This is a genomic window from Sphingomonas sp. Leaf21, assembly GCF_916858675.1.
GTDB lineage: Bacteria > Pseudomonadota > Alphaproteobacteria > Sphingomonadales > Sphingomonadaceae > Sphingomonas.
In genome coordinates, this window is the sequence record NZ_CAKASM010000009.1 from 97,718 (window position 1) to 116,773 (window position 19,056).

The window sequence follows — 19,056 nt, forward strand, 5'->3', positions numbered from 1 at the left end:
CCGAACGGACGCGGCATCACGCCCATATGCGGATCGCGATCATCGACACGAGCAGCACCCGCGCGGCGATCATCTCCGATGGCCTTCGGGAGGCGGGGCTGACCGATCTGGTGGTGATCGACCCCGCCGGCCCGCTGGCGGCGCAAGTCGAGCGCGCCGCGCCCGAGGTCGTCCTCATCAACCTCGAAAATCCCAGCCGCGACGTGCTGGAGGATTTCTTCGCCATGTCGCGCGCGCTCGACCGTCCGATCGCGATGTTCGTTGACCAGTCGGACGCGGAAGCGACGATGGCCGCCGTCGATGCGGGCGTCTCCGCCTATGTCGTCGATGGCCTGGCCAAGCAGCGGATCAAGCCGATCCTCGACCTGGCGGTGCGCCGGTTTCAGGCCTTTTCGCGGCTCCAGGCCGAGCTTGCGGAGGCACGGACCGCACTGGCCGACCGGCAGGTGATCGACCGGGCCAAGGCGATCCTGATGCGAATGCGCGGGGTGGACGAACCTGCCGCCTATGCCTTGCTGCGCAGCCACGCGATGACCTCCAACCGCCGCATCGCCGAGGTGGCCGAGGCGATCGTGACCAGCGCGGAGTTGATGGGAGATTTGCCGTGAGCCTCGACCTCTTCCGCATCGGCTTCCTGCCGCTGGTCGATGCCGCGCTGCCCATCCTGGCGCGCGAGTTGGGCTTTGCCGAGGCCGAGGGCATCGGGATCGAACTGGTGCGTGACGTCACCTGGGCGGCGGTGCGCGATCGTCTGCTCTATGGCCATACCGACGCCGCGCACCTCGTCGCGCCACTCGCCATCGCGACCGCGCTCGGCCGCGACCGTCCGGCGGTGCCGATGGCGGTTCCCTTCGTGCTGGGGTTGAACGGCAACGCCGTCACCGTCTCGATCGGGCTGGGCGAGGCGGTGAGCCTTGGCGAGACGCTGGGTGATCCGGTGGCGATCGGCGCCGCGCTCAAGCGCGTGGCGAAAGAGCGCCGCGATGCCGGACGCCCCTTGCGCTTCGGGGTGGTGCACCGCCATTCCAGCCACAATTACATGCTCCGCTACTGGCTGGCCGGGGTCGGCATCCGGCCGGACAGCGATGTCGAGATCGTCGTCACCAGCCCGCCCTTCGCCGCCGATGCGCTGGCCGCCGGGGAGGTGGACGGCATCTGCGTCGGCGAGCCGTGGAATTCGATCGCGGTCGATCGCGGCGTCGGACGGATCGCACTGGCGACCGCGCAGATCTGGCGGCGCGGGGTGGAGAAGGTGCTGGCGATGCGGGCGGACCGGGCGGACGATCGACGCGACGGCCTGTTGCGGCTGGTCCGCGCACTTCACGCCGCGGCGGCGCATTTCGTCGATCCGGAAACGGTGCGGGAGAGCGCCACGATCCTCTCGCGGCCGGATTATCTCGACTCGCCGGTCGACGCGGTCCTGCGCGCGATCACCGATCGCATCCGCGTGACGCCGGGTGGCGAGCCGGTCCATTATCCCGATTTCATGTTCCAGTATCGCGAGGCGGCGAACTTCCCGTGGCGCAGCCAGGCGGCCTGGCTCTATGCGCAGATGATCCGGTGGGAGGGCATGGCCTTCTCGCCCCGCGACGCCGAAATCGCGCAGGGCGTGTTCCGCCCCGACCTCTACCGCGCCGCGCTGGCCGGATCGGGGGCACCGCTGCCGGGCGCGAGTTCCAAGCTGGAAGGCGCACTGATCGAGCCTATCGGCGCGGGCTCTACGCAAGGGCGGCTGGTGCTGGGCAGCGACCGCTTCTTCGACGGGCGGGCGTTCGATCCGGATGATATTCCGGGGTATCTCGCCAGCCTGCCCTGATCCGTCCCGGCACGAGGGAAATTCGAGGCATTTTGCTGCAGCCGCGAAATACACTTGCACGCTCGCCGCGAATCAGGCAATTTTCGATTCGCCCGGCAATGGCGTCGGGCACGAGATAGCAGCGCAGGCCGCTCCAACGACGGGGTAGCGCGCTGGCGGAGGCGGGCACGGCCCGTTCCCCGCTTGGAGGCAACGAAGCCGCCAGGATGTGACCGAAAGGTCCACGTCCTGGCGGCTTTTTTCGTTTTGGGCCCTGGCCCCAAGGAGGCGGCACGATGGCGACGGCATATTGGGACGACACCGAACAGGCAAAGACGGAGGATGGCGGTTTCTGGTCGAGCGGCCACACGCCGACGCTGATCGCCGCCTTCCTCTATTTCGACCTCGCCTTCATGGTGTGGGTCCTGCTCGGCCCCCTCGCCCCACAGATCGCGACCAGCCTTGCGCTGACGCCCGCGCAAAAGGGCGTGATGGTCGCGGTTCCGACGCTGGCGGGGGCGATCCTTCGCGTCGTCAACGGCCTGCTGGTCGACCGGATCGGACCGAAGCGCGCGGGCGCCATCAGCCAGATCATCGTCATCGCCGGATTGTTCTCGGCCTGGGTGCTGGGCGTGAACAGCTTCGGCGGTACGCTGGCGCTGGGCGTGATCCTGGGCTTTGCGGGCGCCAGCTTCGCGATCGCGCTGCCGCTCGCCAGCCGCTGGTATCCGCCAGAGCATCAGGGCAAGGCCATGGGTCTGGCGGGCATGGGCAATTCGGGTACGGTACTCGCCGCGCTGTTCGCACCGGCGCTCGCCAAGCTGTTCGGCTGGAACGCGGTGCTCGGGCTCGCCTGCCTGCCGCTGGGGCTGGTCTTCCTCGCCTATATGGTCATGGCCAAGGACGCGCCGGGCGCGCCGCCGCCACGCCGCCTGGTCGAATATCTCGCGCCCCTTCGCCAGCCCGATGCCTGGTGGCTGATGGGCTTCTACGCGGTCACCTTCGGCGGGTTCGTGGGTCTCGCCGCCAGCCTGCCCATCTATTTCACCGACCGTTTCGCCCTGACCCCGGTTCAGGCGGGCTATGCCACCGCCGCCTGCGTCTTCGCCGGGTCGCTGGTGCGGCCGATGGGCGGCGCGCTGGCCGACGCGATCGGCGGGGTGAAGGCGCTGATGGCGGTCTTTGCCGCCGCCGCCGTCACCCTGACCGGCGTGGCGCTGGTCGACGGGTTCGCCGCCTCGCTCGCGCTGTTCGTCCTGTCGATGCTGGCGCTGGGGGTCGGCAACGGATCGGTGTTCCAGTTGGTGCCGCAGCGGTTCGCGGCCGAGATCGGCGTGATGACCGGACTGGTCGGCATGGCGGGCGGCATTGGCGGCTTCTACCTCGCCTCCTCGCTGGGCTTCGCCAAGCAATGGACGGGCAGCTTTTCGGGCGGCTTCCTGATCTTTGCCGCGCTTGCCCTGGTCGCGCTGGCCGGACTGGCACTGGTCAAGGGCCATTGGCGGCGTAGCTGGGGCGCGGCCGAAGGCGTGCGGATCTGATGTCGATGCGCCGCGCCCTTCCCCTGCTGTCTGCGATGGCCATCGCCGCCCCCGCGACGGCCCAGACGATCAAGCCGCTCGTCGATGTCCGGCTGCGCGAGGAACATGTCGCGCAGGACGGACTGCCCCAGGACGCCGATGCCGTGACGATGCGGGTCCGCACGGGCTTGCAGGCGAGCGAAGGCCACTGGTCGGCGCTGGCGGAGGCGCAGGGCAACCTCGCCATCGTCCCCGACTATTTCGACGGCGTGCACCCGAATGCGGCCCGTCCGCTGATCGGCGATCCGCAGAGCATCGGCCTCTACCGCGCCCAGGTCCAGTATAAGACCGATCCGCTCACCCTGACCGTCGGGCGGCAGCGTATCGTGCTGGACGACGAGCGCTTCGTCGGTGCGGCGGCGATCCGGAACAACGGCCAGACCTTCGACGCGGTGCGGGTCGAGCTGGTGCCGGTGAAGGGTGTGAAGGCCGACCTCAGCTATGTCTGGGGCGTGCGTACCGTCTGGGGGATAGACGGCACCGGCGCGCGGCCGCGTTCGATCGGCGGTGATACGGTGCTGGCCAATCTCGGCTGGGCCTCGCCGATCGGCACGCTGACCGGGTTCGCCTATCTGATCGACGAGGACGAGGCCGCCGTGCAGGGTTTCCGCCTGTCGAGCCAGACCTATGGCACCCGGCTGGCGGGTAGCAAGGCTTTGGGCAAGGCGAAGCTCGCCTATCAGGCCAGCTGGGCGCGTCAGTCGGACTATCACCGCAATCCCAACAGCTATTCGGCCGACTATTGGCTGGCCGATGTCGCGCTTGACCTGAACGGCCCGCGCCTGGGCGGCGGTTATGAGGTGCTGGGCGCCGATAGGGGGCAGGCGTTGACCAGCTTCCAGACGCCCTTGTCCTCGATCTTCAAGTTCCAGGGCTGGGCCGACAAGTTCACCACCACCCCGCCCGACGGTATCCGCGACCTGTACGCCAGTACCGGCTGGGGGTGGAAACAGGTCGGCGCGGTGAAGGCGGTCAGCCTGTCGGCGATCTGGCACCGGTTCGAAAGCGACCGGCTGGTCCGCCATTACGGCAATGAGATCGACCTGCTGGCGCAAGGGAAGATCGGCCGCACCACCGCCTCGCTCCGCTACGCGAATTATCAGGCGGATCGCTTCGCCACCGACACCCAAAAGCTTTGGCTGCAACTGGACTGGACCATCTGATGGAACACCGCCCCGTCGTCGCGGCGACCGATACCCGCGAGCATTTGCCAACGGGCGACGCCCGCGAGCACTTAGTCGTCATCGGCAACGGCATGGCCGGTTGCCGCGCGGTCGAGGAATTGCTGGCGCGCGATCCCGCCCGCTACCGCGTCACCATCTTCGGTGCCGAGCCGCTGGTGAACTATAACCGGATCATGCTGTCGCCGGTGCTGGCGGGCGAGAAGACGTTCGACGAGATCGTCATCAACGGCCTCGACTGGTATGCCGATAACGGCATCACCCTGGTCAGCGGCGATCCCGTCACCGCGATCGACCGCGAGGCGCGCACCGTCACCGCGAAGAGCGGCATGGTGCTGGGATACGACCGGCTGCTGATCGCGACCGGCTCCGATCCCTTCATCATCCCGGTTCCCGGCCATGACCTGCCCGGCGTCATCAGCTTTCGCGACATGAAGGATGTCGAGCATATGCTCGCCGCCGCCGAGCGGGGTGGCAGCGCGGTGGTGATCGGTGGCGGGCTGCTCGGGCTGGAGGCGGCGCATGGCCTCTCGCTCCGGGGGATGACGGTCACCGTGCTTCATTTGATGCCGACGCTGATGGAGCGGCAGCTGGACGAGGCGGCGGGCTGGCTCTTGAAGCAGGCGCTGGAGGCGCGCGGCCAGACCGTGCTGACCGGCGCGGACACCGCCGCGATCCTGGGCGACGGCAGGGTCGAGGCGATCCGCCTGAAGGACGGGCGCGAGATCCCCGCCGATCTGGTGGTGATGGCGGTCGGCATCCGCCCCTCGGTCGCGCTCGCCCGCGCGGCGGGCCTCGAGGTCGGGCGCGGGATCAAGGTGGACGACCATATGGTCACCTCCGACCCGCGCATCATGGCGGTCGGTGAGTGTGTCGAGCATGACGGTCAGGTCTATGGATTGGTCGCGCCGCTCTGGGACATGTGCCGCTCGCTGGCCGATGCGTTGACCGGCGCGCCGTCCGGCTACCGCCCCGCCCCCACCGCCACCAAGCTGAAGGTCGCCGGGCTCGACGTCTTCTCGGCGGGCGATTTCGGCGGCGGCGACGGCGCGGAGGACATCGTGCTGCGGGATGCGAGCCGTGGCATCTACAAGCGCGTCGTGGTCAGGGACGACCGGATCGTCGGCGCGGTGCTCTACGGCGATACCGCCGACGGCAACTGGTATTTCGACCTGCTCAAAAAGGGCGAGAGCGTCGGCGATATCCGCGACGCGCTGATCTTCGGCCAGGCTTTCGCCCAGGGGGGCGCCCTCGCGGACCCTAAGGCGGCCGTTGCGGCGCTTTCCGACGATGCGGAAATCTGCGGCTGCAACGGCGTGACCAAGGGCAAGGTCTTCGCCTGCATCGACGGCGGCGCGCACAGTCTGGATGCGGTCCGCTCCGGCTGCAAGGCTTCGGCAAGCTGCGGGTCGTGCACCGGCATCGTCGAGAGCCTGCTCGGCTTGCGGCTGGGTGGCGAGGTCGAGGCGGGGCCCAAGACCATGTGCAAGTGCACCAGCTTCGGCCATGACGATGTCCGCCGCGAGATCGTCGCGCAGGGGATGACGTCCATTCCCGAGGTGATGCAGAGGCTCCACTGGTCGACCCCGGACGGTTGTTCCTCCTGCCGCCCGGCGCTGAACTACTATCTGCTCTGCGCGCTGCCCGGCGACTATGTCGACGACCAGCAGAGCCGCTTCGTCAACGAACGGATGCACGCCAACATCCAGAAGGACGGCACCTATTCGGTCGTGCCGCGCATGTGGGGCGGGATCACCAGCCCCAAGGAGCTGCGCGCGATCGCGGACGTGGTCGAGAAGTTCAACGCGCCGATGGTCAAGGTGACGGGCGGCCAGCGGCTCGACATCTTCGGCATCAGGAAGGAGGATCTGCCCGCCGTCTGGGCCGATCTGAACGCGGCGGGAATGGTGTCTGGCCATGCCTATGGCAAGTCGCTTCGTACCGTGAAGACCTGCGTCGGTTCGGAATGGTGCCGCTTCGGTACGCAGGATTCGACCGGCCTCGGCGTCAAGCTGGAGCGCGCGACCTGGGGGTCGTGGATGCCGCACAAGTTCAAGATCGCGGTGTCGGGCTGTCCGCGCAACTGTGCCGAGGCGACGATCAAGGACTTCGGCGTGGTCTGCGTCGACAGCGGCTACGAGCTGCATGTCGGCGGCAATGGCGGGATCAAGGTCCGCGCCACCGACCTGCTCTGCAAGGTCGCGACCGAGGAAGAGGCGATGGAGATGTGCGCCGCCTTCATCCAGCTCTATCGCGAGGAGGCGCGCTATCTGGAGCGGACCGCGCCGTGGATCGAGCGGGTCGGCCTCGCCTATATCCAGTCTCGCCTCCTGCCCGACGAAGAGGCGCGCGCCGAACTGGCCCGGCGCTTCTTCTATTCGCAGCAATTCTCGCAGGAAGACCCCTGGGCCGAGCGCGTCGCCGGGGCCGAACGCGAAATCCATGCGCCGATGGCGCGCTTCCAGCCGGTTGGAGAATTGGCATGATTGGCGAATGGCTCGATATCGGTTGGGTCGAGGAAATCCCGCTGCGCGGCAGCCGCACGGTCCAGGTCGAGGGCGGCGACGACATCGCCGTCTTTCGCACCGGCGAGAACAGCGTCTTCGCCCTCCTCGATCGCTGCCCGCACAAGCATGGGCGGCTGAGCCAGGGCATCGTCCATGGCGGCGCGGTGGCGTGCCCGCTGCACAACTGGCGGATTTCACTCAGCACCGGCGAGGCGCTGGGCGAGGACAAGGGCTGTACGCCGACCGTACCGGTGAAGATCAGCGGCGGCCGCGTGCTGATCTGCCGCGCCAGCACCCTGAAGGCGGCGGCGTGATGATCCTCCCCGGCACGGGGAGGGGGACCGCGGCCACAGGCCGTGGTGGAGGGGGATCGCCGCGAGCGATCCGCCTGCGGAAGCCCCCCTCCACCCGCTTCGCTGGTCCCCCTCCCCGTGCCGGGGAGGATCTATGATCCGCACCACCTGCGCCTATTGCGGCGTCGGCTGCGGCATCCGGGCGACCGTGACCGGTGACCGCGCGGTCCGGATCGAGGGCGACCCCGACCACCCCGCCAATCGCGGCAAGCTCTGTTCCAAGGGCACGCATCTGGGCGAGACCGTCGGCCTGGAAGGCCGCCTCCTCCACCCGATGATCGGCAAGCGCCGGGCGTCGTGGGACAAGGCGCTGGACCTCGTGGCGAAACGCTTCCGCGACACCGTCGCGCAGCATGGGCCTGACAGCGTCGCCTTCTACGTCTCCGGCCAGTTGCTCACCGAAGACTATTACGTCGCCAACAAGCTGATGAAAGGTTTCATCGGCTCGGCCAACATCGACACCAACTCCCGCCTTTGCATGTCGAGCGCGGTCGCTGGTCACACCCGCGCGTTCGGCGAGGACATCGTCCCCGCCAGTTACGAGGATATCGACGCCGCCGACCTCATCGTGCTGGTCGGCAGCAACACCGCCTGGTGCCATCCCATCGTCTATCAGCGCATCCGCGAGCGATGCGACGCGGGCGCGAAGCTGGTCGTGATCGACCCGCGCCGCACCGAAACCGCCGAGCAGGCCGACCTCCACCTCGCGATCCGGCCGGGCAGCGACGTGGCCTTGATGAACGGCGCGCTCGCCTGGGCATGGGCGGCGGGCGTGGTGGACGAGGACTTCGTCAGGACCTCGCTCAACGTACCCGCCGACTTCTGGACCGCGCTGGACGAGGGCAGCGACCTCTGGTCGGTCGCCAGGACCTGCGACGTCGCGGCCGCCGACCTGCGCCGCTTCTACGAGCTGTTCGCCGCCACCCCGCGCACCGTCACGCTGTTCAGCCAGGGGATCAACCAGTCGACGACCGGCACCGATCAGGTCAATGCGATCATCAACCTCCACCTCGCCACCGGTCGCATCGGCAAACCGGGCGCGGCGCCCTTCTCGATCACCGGACAGCCCAATGCGATGGGCGGGCGGGAGGTCGGCGGGCTGGCTTCGACGCTCGCCGCGCATATGGACTTCGCACCCGAGAACCGCGCGCGGGTTCAGCGGTTCTGGGCGTCCCCGACCATCGCCCCCAGGCCGGGGCTGAAGGCGGTCGACCTGTTCCGCGAACTCGGTCAGGGCCGGATCAAGGCGATCTGGATCATGGCGACCAACCCAGCCGTGTCGATGCCCGATGCGGGTTCGGTGCGCGAAGCGCTGGCCGCCTGTCCCTTCGTGGTGGTCAGCGACGTGATCGCCGAGACCGACAGCTCGGCCTTCGCGCATGTCCGCCTGCCCGCCGCCGCCTGGGGCGAGAAGGACGGCACCGTCACCAACAGCGATCGCACGATCAGCCGCCAGCGCGCGCTGTTCGCATTGCCCGGCGAAGCCAGGCCCGACTGGTGGATCGTCAAGGAGGTTGGTCGCCGCATGGGGTGGAAGACCGCCTTCTCCTATGACCGCCCGGCCGAGATCTGGCGCGAGCATTGTCGTCTATCCCATTATGAAAACGACGGTTCGCGCCTGTTCGCGCTGCCCGGCCGGTCGAGCGGCGGCAATGGCGACTATGACGCGATGGCGCCGTTCCGCTGGGGCGGCACGCCCTTCGCCAATGGCCGCTTCCCCACGCCCGATGGCCGCGCGCGCCTGATCCCCGTCGCGCAGAAGCCGCTGGCCGAACCGCTGCGCGACTGGCCGATGACGCTCAACACCGGGCGCTATCGTGACCATTGGCATACGATGACCCGCACCGGCCTGGCCCCCAGGCTGGCACGCCACCGCGAGGAGCCCCTGGTCGAGGTTCATCCCGACGATGCCGCGCGACTGAAATTGCACGATGGCGGACTTGCGCGGGTCGGCACGCCGCAGGGGGAGAGCCTCTACCGCGTGTCGGTGGGTGTGGGGCAACGGCCGGGTGAGCTGTTCGTGCCGATCCACTGGACCGACCGGACCGCCACCGGCGGGCGTACCGGGCTGCTTCCACGCCCGCTGACCGATCCCCATTCGGGCCAGCCCGGTTTCAAGCGGACCCCCGCCCGCATCACCGCCGTCGCGACCCGCTGGCGCGGCTTCGCGATCCTGACCGGTGAGGCGACCACGACGCCGGACTGCCTGTGGGCGACGCGGGTGGCGGTGCCGGGCGGCTGGCTGTGGGAGGTCGCGGGCGATGGCGATCCGGCGGCGCTCGAGGCGATGCTGCCCAAAGGTCAGCGGGTCGAGGCGACCGATCCCGCGCGCGGATCACGCCGGGTCGCGGTGATCGCCGATGATCGACTCGCCGCCGCGCTGTTCGTCACCGAACGCGGGGAACTCCCCGGCCGGGACTGGCTGATCGCGCAGTTGAGCGCGCCGCAGGTCGCGCCCACCATCCTCGCCGGACGCGCCCCCGGTGCGGCGGTCGAACGCGGCGCGATCGTCTGTGCCTGTTTCGATATCGGCGTCCGCACGATCGTCGCCGCCATCCGCGACCGGCGGCTTACCGACGTCGCCGCGATCGGTGCGGCGCTGGGTGCCGGCACCAACTGCGGATCGTGCCGCCCCGCCCTCGCCCGACTTCTCGCCGAAACCCAGGAGCCCCACCATGCGCATGGATGATTTCCCCGCCGGATCGGTCTGGCTGGTCGGCGCAGGTCCGGGAGATCCCGATCTGCTGACCCGCAAGGCCGAACGCCTAATCGCCGCCGCCGACATCGTCTTCCACGATGCGCTGGTCGGGCCCGATATCCTGGCGTTGATCCCCGACGCGACCGAGCGCGCAAGTGTCGGAAAGCGATCGGGCCGCCATTCGAAGGATCAGGCTACGATCGACGGCCTGATCGTCGCCGCCGCGCGCGCGGGGCGGCGCGTCGTCCGGCTGAAAGGCGGCGACCCGTCGATCTTCGGCCGCTCGACCGAGGAGATCGACGCCTGTCGCGCGGCCGGAGTCCCGGTCCGCATCTGTCCCGGCATTACGGCTGCCAGTGCGGCGGCCGCCTCGGGGACGATCTCGCTGACCCTGCGTGGGCTGGCGCGTCGCCTGACGCTGGTCACGGCGCACCTGCGCGAGGGGGAAGCGCTCTCGCTCGACTGGTCCGCACTGGCCGCGCCCGATGCGATGCTCGCCGTCTATATGGGCCGCGCGGCCGCGCCGGTCATCGCACGCCAGCTGGTCGCCGCCGGGATGCCGCCCGAAACGCCGGTCATGATCGCGGTCAACGTCTCGCTGCCGAACGAACGTCTGCTCACCGGTCGCCTCGACGCGCTGAGCTTCCTCACCCGGACCATCGGTGACAAGGATCCGGCCCTGCTGCTGATCGGCGACGCTATCGGAGCGCGTCGGGCCGATGGGGCCTTGGCGCCGGAGGTTTCAGAGGTTTCCGCCTTTAACGCGGATTGATCGCGCGGAGCGTCCGCGTCCGCCACCGCGCCAGCGGACGGGCGCGATGGCGGCGCTGGTCCGATCAGGTCAGGCGGGCTTGGCGCCAGGCGTGCCGCATTTGGCGAACTTGCCCTTTGCGTCCTTGCAGCGGGCCGCCTTCACGGGTGTCTTGTCGGGGCATTTGATGAACTTGCCCTTCGCATCGCGGCACGGCGCCGCCAACGAGGGAGTCGCCACCATCGTCAGGGCGGCGGCGGCGAACAACAGGGTCCGAACCATGGCATCCTCCAAACCGATTGAGTCGGTTAAGGGAGGTTATCGATTTTACCACGTGGATCAACGCCGCCTTGCGAATCGTTCCCTCTTTGTTCTATTCGTTGCAAAGCAAAGGGACATGGTCATGCAACACGACACGCAGCTTCGCGCGGCGGCCGAGGCGATTTACAACGAGGTCTATCCATCGGAGGATTGGTCGCCGCTGCCGTTCGCGGAGGCCGAGCGCTATGGGACGATCCATTATCGCCAGGCGGTCGGGGCGGCGCAAAGGGCCAAGGCCGTCCTGTCGCGCAACGAGGTTCAGTTGCCGCTGATCACCTTGGCGTAGCACGCGAACCCGATGGGCAGGCGGTGGGTCTGGCCAGGACAATCGCGAACGTCACGGAACATCATCGCGGGCGGAACGATCCTCCTGCGACGGAGAGCCGAGACGATATGACCGCCCCCCTGAACGCCGCCGCCCATGTCATCCAGTTGGCGCTGACACCGATATTCCTGCTGACCGCGGTCGGTTCGCTGCTGAACGTCTTCGCGACGCGGCTCGGTCGGATCAGCGACCGGATCCAGGCGCTGAAGCGCGACGGGCGATCGGACAGTTTCGAGATGCGCCGCCTGCGCTTGCGGTCGAAAATCCTCGACATCGCCGTGACCCTCACCGCGGCGGCGGGGGCAATGACCTGTTGCGCGGCGATAACGCTGTTCCTGGGCACGTTGCGCGATTCCGGCCACGCGACGATCCTTTTCGTCTTCTTCGGCGGCGGACTCGTCTTCGCGGTCGCGGGGCTGGCCTGCTTCGTCAGTGAGATCACGATCGCCGGACGCGCGCTCCGCGACGAAAGCGACGATACCGCCTGACCACGCCCCGTCGCGATAAGGCACGGGACAGCACTGGCGATCGGAATCGCCGACCCTCTCCGCGTCGACGGCCAGGCAGTCCTTCGTCGCCCGAAACCGCGATCAGTCTCGCGCATCCCGGATGGCGTCCAACTCGGCCAGCCTCACCGGATCGTCGGCCGCCAGCGCCTCTTCGAGATAATAGCCATAGGGTATGTCGCGCACCGCTTGCTGGTTCTCGACAGAAAATTGATCGGCGATGGCCCCGAACGCATCTATCAGTTGACGCAGGAAATCGCGGTCCAGCTCTTCGAGTTTCGCCCCAAGCCACTCAAGGAACTGTGCCCCCGTATCGGCATCGATTTCGTCCCCTTCGTCCATATCGAGCAAAAGGATAACATTGGCGATAATATGCGCGATCTGCTCGGCTATCATGGCTTTACCACCTTTACATGAATGTTGCGGACGTTCAGCTTTTTCAACAGCCTGAGAGCTTTGGCTTTCTTGACGGGCGACGGGACCTCCCACAGTCCGATCAGGTTATGCTGCGCCAGAACCTCGGACTGTCGTATGACCTGCGCTCGCGACCTCGCCTGATCGCGAACGTTCCACTTTCGATCGATCATGTAATCGCCCTGGACGCCATCGAACTTCACCGGCCGCTTCGAGCCGTCCGCCATCGTTCGCATCAGCGTCGGCGCGTGGCCCGGACGCGATCCGACCGCAGCGTCGTTATAGGCTTTCCAGGGATCCTTGGGCGGGAGCGTTTCCCTTTTCCAGCCGACTTGCGGAGGATCGAAGGTCGGGCGTGGTTTCGCCATGCGCAGTCGACGTAGTTTCGCGACCTTGGAGATCGCGGCCGCGGGCGCCGCCGTCAGCGCGGCATTTGCAGCGATCGTTCCCGTCGCACGACCGAGATCCCGCGCGGAGGCATTGGCGACGGCCGATGCCGCACGCGCGATCTGGATTCGCGCAGGCGTGTCTTCCGCCGCGATCACCGTATCGATCGTGTTCGCAATTCCGCGTCCGGCTTCGCGAATGGTGACGACGGGATTTGTCGTGAGCACGGAGTAGACACCCGCCACCGTCCCTCGGCCGACGTCGTAAATCCCTTCTCCCGCGCCCAATGCGAATTCGGCGACAGGCTCGAGCGGATTGTCGCGTCGCGTCCCTCCGACGCCCTCGGCTTTCGTACGCGACGCGTCCAGTGTGCGAGACTTTCGGCCGCCGATCGTCGACGGCACCACGCGCGCCGATCCCGGCCTCGGCGCCGTAGCGATCGGCGATCGTCCCGGCTTGCCCAGGGACTGCACGCGTCCGCCCCGGCTCGAGACAGGCCGGTTAGCCGCCTGCCCTCCATCGCCACCGCCAGCACCATGACGACTCCCCGCCCCCGCAAAGGTGAACCGGCCGTCTGCCGCATCATGCCACGGGTTGAATTTGAGTTCGCGACCATCCGAACCCAGAGCCGACGGCAGCCTACCCGTCCGCAACCACCATGAAAATGGACTGGATTGCCTATCGCCAGATGTTCCCGCCATGCTGTCCCCCAACAACTACCGGAACATATAAAGAACAATCATGGAAAAGTCAATATTGCCTAGCCTGCTTCGGACGAAGACCAGTAATCCTTTCAGATTCGTCCAATTTCTTACTCTGACGACTTACAAATATGGAGTTTCCACGAAAGTCACTGACTTATTTAATTCCTGAGGTTGGCGTGAGTCTCAACGCAACCTAGCGGCAGAGGCACATTCCCTCATCGGCTGGCGACCAAGGCGGATAAAAGACTGGTTTATCGCTGAAATTCCGCAGCAACGAACGTCTGCGACGCTCGAACGCATTCTTCTCTCCTTCGATTTTGTCAGGGTAGAAGTAGGCGGCCTCGATTTTCCATCGCGCAGTACCTATTCGCGCTTCGGGCACCGATCACGCCCATCCCGCCTCCCACAAGCGGTAGCGGCCCCGGTCGACATTGGCATCCTGCGCAAGGTGATCGAGCGCCTCGGTCGGACCGTTGAAGCCCGTGGCGATGTAATGTCCGCCATCATCGCCTGCGCGGCACTCAACGCCGCCCGCCCGGCGCTGTAGCGTGCGAACCCGCCTCGCCACGTCGGCAACGGTCAACGTGCCGGAAATGCGCCGCCCCCAACTGAAGCTGCCACCAGTCCAAACGCCCCGAGCGGTCGATCGTGAAGACGCGGACTGCCTGCTGGAAGACGCAATCCGCGTCGAGCCGCTTGAGGGCCCATGCCGTACCGAATTTCGCGATTTCGATCGCAAGGGCGGCTATGATCCGCGCTCTGACGGAAGTGGTGCCCCGCAGGAGACAAAGCTGGCCACTCAAATCATTGGAGAATTTCGATCTCGCGCCAAACGCCCAACAGGATGTGACCTACAAGCCATAGCTCTGAAGTTCGTCGTCTGTGGGTAAGGGTGGGTATACGATCGGCTTCTCTCCGAAATGTCGCCGCAGCGCACGCTCGCGGCGCTCGATCACGTTTTCCTGCGGATCTATTTCGTCCGGGTAAAAGTAGGCCACTTCGAATTGGCCGTCGCGAAGCACATACTCCAGTTCCGACCATCGGTCCTGACCGTCCTGCGCCTCCCACAATTCGAGGAGTGCGTAGGCAAGGCGTTCGTTCACCGGCCACCGAAAAAGGAGCTGATTGCCGAGTTCCTTGTAGATCGACTCTCCGATCATGTTGTGATTGAGTTGCGCGTAGAGCAGCGTAGGTTCTGAAGGATACTCGCCATCCTCCATCAGCAATCCGCCGATCTCCTCCAGCAGACGTTCCGATTCAGTTTCCGCCACGGCGCTTCTCCGATCGTTCGTTGGGAAATCTCACGCTCTTTCTTTCCCCATCGACTGTCCACCACACATTGATCGTCGACGGCCGCACGGAACCACCTCCGAACTGCGGAACAATCTTCACCGACACCGCCCGTCCGGCACGTTTGTCCCGCGCCCATTCGTTCTCGAGCAGACGGTAGCCGCCCCGGTTGAAATTGGCGTCCTGCGCAAAATGGTTGAACGCCTCGGTCGGACCATTGAAGCGCGACGCGATATAATGGCCACCGTCGTCGCTCGTGCGGCGCTCTGCTCCACCAGCGTGTCGCTGTGACGTACGAGACCGCGATGGGGCGTCGGCAACCGTCAACGTGCCGGAAACTCGTCGCGTCCGCTCTCGCGCGTCTATCTGATACGTATAGCCGTTGCGAACGACCGTACGGAATTGCTCGCTTTGTGCGCTTGCAGGTCGTGGCGATGCCGTGTTCGTCGCGCCGGAACGATCCGAAAACCCGATGGCAGTCGCCGAACCGCGTGAAACCGGCCGACGTGTCGGCTCGGGGGGCCCCCACGTGCCGGATGCTCCCGCCCCACCAAAGCTACCACCGCCACCCCCCGTGAACCCACCACCGGCCCATGTGCCGCGAGCGGACGGCTGCGAAGGTGCCGGCCGCTTGCTCGGAGAAGCAGTCCGCATCGAGCTTTTTGAAGTCGTGTGATTTGCCGAATTCTGCGATTTCGGTTGCAATGGTCGAGCCGGCCAATCCCCTGATCCGGTCGCACCGCCACCCCCGCCCTTCCCGCCGCCACCGCCGGAAAAACCACCGCCGCGCCACTGACCGTAATGCCGCCCAGCACCGGCGAAGGTGAACCGTCCGGTTTCAGTGTCATGCCACGGATTGAATTTAAGCTCTATCCCATCAGCACTTCTGACCGATGGCAGCCTACCGCTCCGCAGCCATACCGAGAAGGCGCGTCGCCGTTCGTCGTCTGAAATGTCGATCATGCTGCTGCCCCGCTATCCACGCGGCGAGAACATCTGAGCAACATTCTCCAACATGTCAAGCTATGGGTGCACGGGTCGGAGGCCCGGCGCCTGGGCCTGGCACCGCGCTTCGGCGGTTATGATAAACGATCTGACGGAAGTGGTGCCCCTGGCCGGTATCTAACTATTTGACCGCCACCGTTCGTTCCCGACCGCTTCCTCTCCTATGACGAGAACAGACAAAGTCCATTTGTTCCGTAATCGTTCGTGGACGTTCGCTATAAGCCGCGATATAGTGAGGGAACGGTTGAGGGAGAATTATGGGCAAGCTGACAGCCCTATCGGTCAAGAACGCCAAGCCCGGACGCCATGCCGATGGCGATGGCCTGTACCTGCTTGCCAAGCCGACTGGCGCAAAGTCCTGGCTGCTGCGCGTGCAGGTCGATGGGCAGCGACGGGACATTGGCCTGGGTTCTGTCGACACGACCAGCCGCGTCGGAGCGGATCGCAGCACCCCTCCCCCGATCGCCATTCCCATCCTCCATAAAAAGGTCCTGACGCTCAGCGAGGCACGGGAGAAGGCCGGGCTGCTGCGCACTGCTGCCAAGTCCGGGCTGGACCCTATCGCTGAACGTGACCGTGAGCGCCGTAAGGTCCCGACATTCGAGGAAGCAGCGAAGGCGACACACGAAGCGCTGAAGAGTGGCTGGTCGGAGAAGACCGCTACTGTCTTCCTCAGCTCGCTCAAGAATCACGCCTATCCGTCCCTAGGCAAGATGCGTGTCGACCGGATCGATGCCGAGCATATCCGGGACGCTGTCGCGCCGATCTGGACCAGCAAGACCGACATGGCGCGGAAGGTGAGGTTCCGCATCAGTAAGGTGCTGGACTTCGCCAAGTCGAAGGGGTGGCGGAAGAGTGAGGCGCCGCGCAAGTCGGTGACGGTCGGCTTGGCCAAGCAGGCACAGGGCGGGAATTACGCCGCCATGCCCTATGATCAAGTCCCAGCCGTCGTGGCGCAGCTGAATGCCGGGGCACCGACCAAAGGGCGTCAGGCGCTATTGCTGACGATCCTGACGGCAGCCCGCTCGGGTGAGGTTCGGTCGGCACGGCGCAAGCATTTTGATTTGGACAAGGCGGAGTGGCACCGGCCGCCCGAGGTGATGAAGGCCAGGACCGCGCATACCGTCACGCTGAGCAAGCCAGCGGTCGCGCTGCTGAAGCAGATATTCGAGGAAGGCGGTCACGAGCCTGACGACCTCGTCTTCCCCAACCGTAAAAATGAGCAGCTTTCCGATATGACGTTGAGCAAGGCCCTGCGGGACGCGGGACACGCCTATACCGTGCATGGCTTTCGCAGTTCATTCCGGGACTGGGCAGCCGAGAAGATGCCCGAGGTGCCCGACGCGGTGGCCGAAGCCGCCCTGGCGCACGTCGTGCCCGACAAGGTGATCCGTGCGTACAAGCGGGCCAAGTTCCTCGACATGCGGCGTGGGTTGCTGGAGGCGTGGGGGCAGTTCGTGGGTGACACCAGCGCTGGAACCGTCGCATGAGTCATCCTCCATTGGACCACGGAGCGATGCAGCAAGCCCTGGATTTGTTCGTCAGCAGGACGAGCCATTTGCGGACAAACCCAGACGACGAGGAAGATTGGGCGCCAGTAATCGCCAGGGAAGCCCTGCAGCTTGCGGCGAAGCTATGTGGTGAACGGGTTTTGCGGCATGCCTATGGGCCCACGCCTGACCCGTCTGATCGGCAAGCCGCACTATCGACAGCGTCAGATCGGCTTACCACCTTGTTCCATTTCTTTGCGTCCATAGAAGAAATAGGTTCGGGCTCGTCTATTACCGATGTGTCAATAGAAGCCACGAATGTAGCAGGCGGCGACTATCCAGTATTGTTTGCTCCTATAGATCCCCGCCAAGGCAAGAGGCGAGATAGTTACACGCGCGCCGTGTGGCAGCTCAGGGCTTTAGAGTGGGAGGCATATTTGGAAGGAGCAGGGATCAAACTTGAAACTCGACGGGAAATGGTAACCTCTGCCTTTGGAGTAACTTGGTCAGCTATGCAAAAGTGGCGAAGCCGTGACCTTCCCCCGATCTTCGGTGCCGACCTCTTAGATATGAAAATTGCTGCAGCAAAACTGGAGGGTAAAAGCGATCTCTGGTTTACCGATCGCGGCTCAGACAATCGGCAGTTGCTGCACGATGGAGCGACCTACAAGCGCGTCCTCGGTTTTTAAGGCGTTCTGCCAAGCGTGGACAAGAAAGCCGTTTAATGTCCTTGGCAATTCACCCCTAAGGCCCGCTACTAATCCTGTTGCCCGCTGGTGTTCGCCAGCATCCATACGGAGGCAACGACATGGACGAACCTCTCTTTTCGGTTACTCAAGCCCGCCAAGACCTCGGCGGAATTGGTCGCACCAAGCTGTATCAGCTGGTTGCACGAGGAGATCTCGAACTCCTAAAACTCGACGGCAAATCCGTCATCACCGGACGCAGCGTACGACGCTTCAAGGAAAAGCTGCTGACGCAGCTTGCCGCCTGATCACCGATGGCAACCGGAAAGGGGCACTCGCGCCCTATGAAGCGAGAAAGCCGCCCGGCTGGCACCGTGCGGCTTCCCAAAACTTGTCAGCTTGGCTGCGACGATTTTGGAAATAGCACCTCCGCCCTGCAGCTTCAACGGCTGAATGCCGCGTTCGGATTGACCGGCCTTCGTGCCGAACTGATCGCGTCGCTCCATTGGGGCGCCCTTCCCTCTTACAACGAGGGGATGCGGTGATGCGCCAGACAGACACTTCAGCCGCAGCATGGGCATCCATTGCGGACGCCTCGGGCCACCTTGAGCGCATCGTCATGAAGACGCTGCACGCCCATCCCAATGGCCTGACCGTCGATGAAACGTGCGCGGCCGCTGGATACCCCCGGTATTCGCTCCAACCTAGATTCACCAGCCTCAAGGACCGCAAAGCGATCTTCGACACTGGCTTGCGTCGTCGCAACGTCAGCGGCGCTAAGGCGATCGTCTGGCGGATCACTCAGTTCCAGTCGGACGCGGCGAACGATAGCGATGCCCAGAAAGGCGGTGCCGCATGATGAACGTCGAGATGTTCAGCGGCGCGACGCCGGTCGGGGACGGGTTCACCGTCTCCTTCCGGTTCGCCAGCCAGCAGCTTGAGGCAGACTGGTCCCCCCGTATGCCGGTCGGGCCCTCTGGTCGGAATGAGTAGCCCCTAGATTTCTGGACGCCTCGGGTCCTAATTTTGAGGACAGGAGGCGACGATGGGGAAACCCAATTTC

At 65.6% G+C, this 19,056-nt stretch carries 22 protein-coding genes; 16 read left to right on the plus strand and 6 right to left on the minus strand.

Going from position 1 to position 19,056, the window contains the following annotated elements; all coding sequences use genetic code 11:
* Positions 1 to 26 precede the first annotated feature (26 nt).
* From LRP66_RS09770 to cobA, 8 genes are all read left to right on the plus strand, one after another.
* Positions 27 to 608, plus strand: coding sequence for an ANTAR domain-containing response regulator (locus tag LRP66_RS09770; protein WP_230482305.1), 582 nt, complete (start codon positions 27 to 29; stop codon positions 606 to 608).
* A complete protein-coding gene (locus LRP66_RS09775; RefSeq protein WP_230482306.1) occupies positions 605 to 1,816 on the plus strand; it encodes a CmpA/NrtA family ABC transporter substrate-binding protein in 1,212 nt (403 codons plus the stop codon). The genes LRP66_RS09770 and LRP66_RS09775 overlap by 4 nt, the downstream gene beginning before the upstream one ends.
* 275 nt (positions 1,817 to 2,091) lie before the next feature.
* Positions 2,092 to 3,336, plus strand: a complete 1,245-nt coding sequence (locus LRP66_RS09780; RefSeq protein WP_230482307.1) for a nitrate/nitrite transporter — start codon at positions 2,092 to 2,094, stop codon at positions 3,334 to 3,336.
* A gap of 5 nt (positions 3,337 to 3,341) precedes the next feature.
* Positions 3,342 to 4,538: an alginate export family protein gene (locus LRP66_RS09785; RefSeq protein ID WP_230482333.1), complete on the plus strand. Its 1,197-nt coding sequence runs from the start codon at positions 3,342 to 3,344 to the stop codon at positions 4,536 to 4,538.
* Positions 4,538 to 7,042, plus strand: coding sequence for a nitrite reductase large subunit NirB (gene nirB / locus LRP66_RS09790; protein ID WP_230482308.1), 2,505 nt, complete (start codon positions 4,538 to 4,540; stop codon positions 7,040 to 7,042). Before LRP66_RS09785 ends, nirB begins: the two co-directional genes overlap by 1 nt.
* Entirely contained in the window at positions 7,039 to 7,377 is a 339-nt protein-coding gene (gene nirD / locus LRP66_RS09795; RefSeq protein ID WP_230482309.1) for a nitrite reductase small subunit NirD, read from the plus strand. Before nirB ends, nirD begins: the two co-directional genes overlap by 4 nt.
* A gap of 133 nt (positions 7,378 to 7,510) precedes the next feature.
* Positions 7,511 to 10,105 (plus strand): nitrate reductase, encoded by a 2,595-nt coding sequence (locus LRP66_RS09800; protein WP_230482310.1) that lies wholly within the window; start codon positions 7,511 to 7,513, stop codon positions 10,103 to 10,105.
* Positions 10,098 to 10,886, plus strand: coding sequence for a uroporphyrinogen-III C-methyltransferase (gene cobA / locus LRP66_RS09805; protein ID WP_443026679.1), 789 nt, complete (start codon positions 10,098 to 10,100; stop codon positions 10,884 to 10,886). Before LRP66_RS09800 ends, cobA begins: the two co-directional genes overlap by 8 nt.
* A 69-nt stretch (positions 10,887 to 10,955) precedes the next feature.
* Here cobA and LRP66_RS09810 read toward each other — a convergent pair whose 3' ends face one another.
* Positions 10,956 to 11,147, minus strand: coding sequence for a hypothetical protein (locus LRP66_RS09810; RefSeq protein WP_230482312.1), 192 nt, complete (start codon positions 11,145 to 11,147; stop codon positions 10,956 to 10,958).
* Positions 11,148 to 11,268: 121 nt separating this feature from the next.
* Here LRP66_RS09810 and LRP66_RS09815 point away from each other — a divergent pair, with 121 nt between their 5' ends.
* On the plus strand, positions 11,269 to 11,472 hold the full coding sequence (locus LRP66_RS09815) for a hypothetical protein (RefSeq protein WP_230482313.1): 204 nt from the start codon (positions 11,269 to 11,271) through the stop codon (positions 11,470 to 11,472).
* Between the two features lie 107 nt (positions 11,473 to 11,579).
* Complete coding sequence (locus LRP66_RS09820; RefSeq protein WP_230482314.1) at positions 11,580 to 11,999, plus strand: DUF2721 domain-containing protein; 420 nt, start codon at positions 11,580 to 11,582, stop codon at positions 11,997 to 11,999.
* A gap of 102 nt (positions 12,000 to 12,101) precedes the next feature.
* Here the strand turns inward: LRP66_RS09820 and LRP66_RS09825 are convergent, their stop codons facing one another.
* The 5 genes from LRP66_RS09825 to LRP66_RS18260 form a co-directional block, all read right to left on the minus strand.
* On the minus strand, positions 12,102 to 12,413 hold the full coding sequence (locus LRP66_RS09825; protein WP_230482315.1) for a hypothetical protein: 312 nt from the start codon (positions 12,411 to 12,413) through the stop codon (positions 12,102 to 12,104).
* Positions 12,410 to 13,225 (minus strand): hypothetical protein, encoded by an 816-nt coding sequence (locus tag LRP66_RS09830; RefSeq protein ID WP_230482316.1) that lies wholly within the window; start codon positions 13,223 to 13,225, stop codon positions 12,410 to 12,412. Before LRP66_RS09830 ends, LRP66_RS09825 begins: the two co-directional genes overlap by 4 nt.
* Positions 13,226 to 13,907: 682 nt before the next feature.
* Positions 13,908 to 14,090 (minus strand): DNA/RNA non-specific endonuclease, encoded by a 183-nt coding sequence (locus tag LRP66_RS09835; RefSeq protein WP_230482317.1) that lies wholly within the window; start codon positions 14,088 to 14,090, stop codon positions 13,908 to 13,910.
* 283 nt (positions 14,091 to 14,373) lie between these two features.
* Positions 14,374 to 14,793: a hypothetical protein gene (locus LRP66_RS09840; protein ID WP_230482318.1), complete on the minus strand. Its 420-nt coding sequence runs from the start codon at positions 14,791 to 14,793 to the stop codon at positions 14,374 to 14,376.
* Positions 14,780 to 15,775, minus strand: a complete 996-nt coding sequence (locus LRP66_RS18260) for a DNA/RNA non-specific endonuclease (protein ID WP_329959262.1) — start codon at positions 15,773 to 15,775, stop codon at positions 14,780 to 14,782. The genes LRP66_RS09840 and LRP66_RS18260 overlap by 14 nt, the downstream gene beginning before the upstream one ends.
* 299 nt (positions 15,776 to 16,074) lie before the next feature.
* On the opposite strand from LRP66_RS18260, the gene LRP66_RS09850 reads away from it, so the two are divergent.
* From LRP66_RS09850 to LRP66_RS09875, 6 genes are all read left to right on the plus strand, one after another.
* On the plus strand, positions 16,075 to 17,307 hold the full coding sequence (locus LRP66_RS09850; protein ID WP_230482319.1) for a tyrosine-type recombinase/integrase: 1,233 nt from the start codon (positions 16,075 to 16,077) through the stop codon (positions 17,305 to 17,307).
* Positions 17,308 to 17,333: 26 nt separating this feature from the next.
* Positions 17,334 to 17,996 carry a hypothetical protein gene (locus LRP66_RS09855; protein ID WP_230482320.1) on the plus strand — a complete coding sequence of 221 codons (663 nt, stop codon included), beginning with the start codon at positions 17,334 to 17,336 and terminating at the stop codon, positions 17,994 to 17,996.
* Between the two features lie 119 nt (positions 17,997 to 18,115).
* Complete coding sequence (locus tag LRP66_RS09860) at positions 18,116 to 18,301, plus strand: hypothetical protein (protein ID WP_230482321.1); 186 nt, start codon at positions 18,116 to 18,118, stop codon at positions 18,299 to 18,301.
* Positions 18,302 to 18,337: 36 nt separating this feature from the next.
* On the plus strand, positions 18,338 to 18,538 hold the full coding sequence (locus LRP66_RS09865; RefSeq protein WP_230482322.1) for a hypothetical protein: 201 nt from the start codon (positions 18,338 to 18,340) through the stop codon (positions 18,536 to 18,538).
* Positions 18,538 to 18,852, plus strand: coding sequence for a hypothetical protein (locus LRP66_RS09870; RefSeq protein ID WP_230482323.1), 315 nt, complete (start codon positions 18,538 to 18,540; stop codon positions 18,850 to 18,852). Before LRP66_RS09865 ends, LRP66_RS09870 begins: the two co-directional genes overlap by 1 nt.
* Positions 18,849 to 18,986 (plus strand): hypothetical protein, encoded by a 138-nt coding sequence (locus LRP66_RS09875; RefSeq protein ID WP_230482324.1) that lies wholly within the window; start codon positions 18,849 to 18,851, stop codon positions 18,984 to 18,986. Before LRP66_RS09870 ends, LRP66_RS09875 begins: the two co-directional genes overlap by 4 nt.
* Positions 18,987 to 19,056 lie beyond the last annotated feature (70 nt).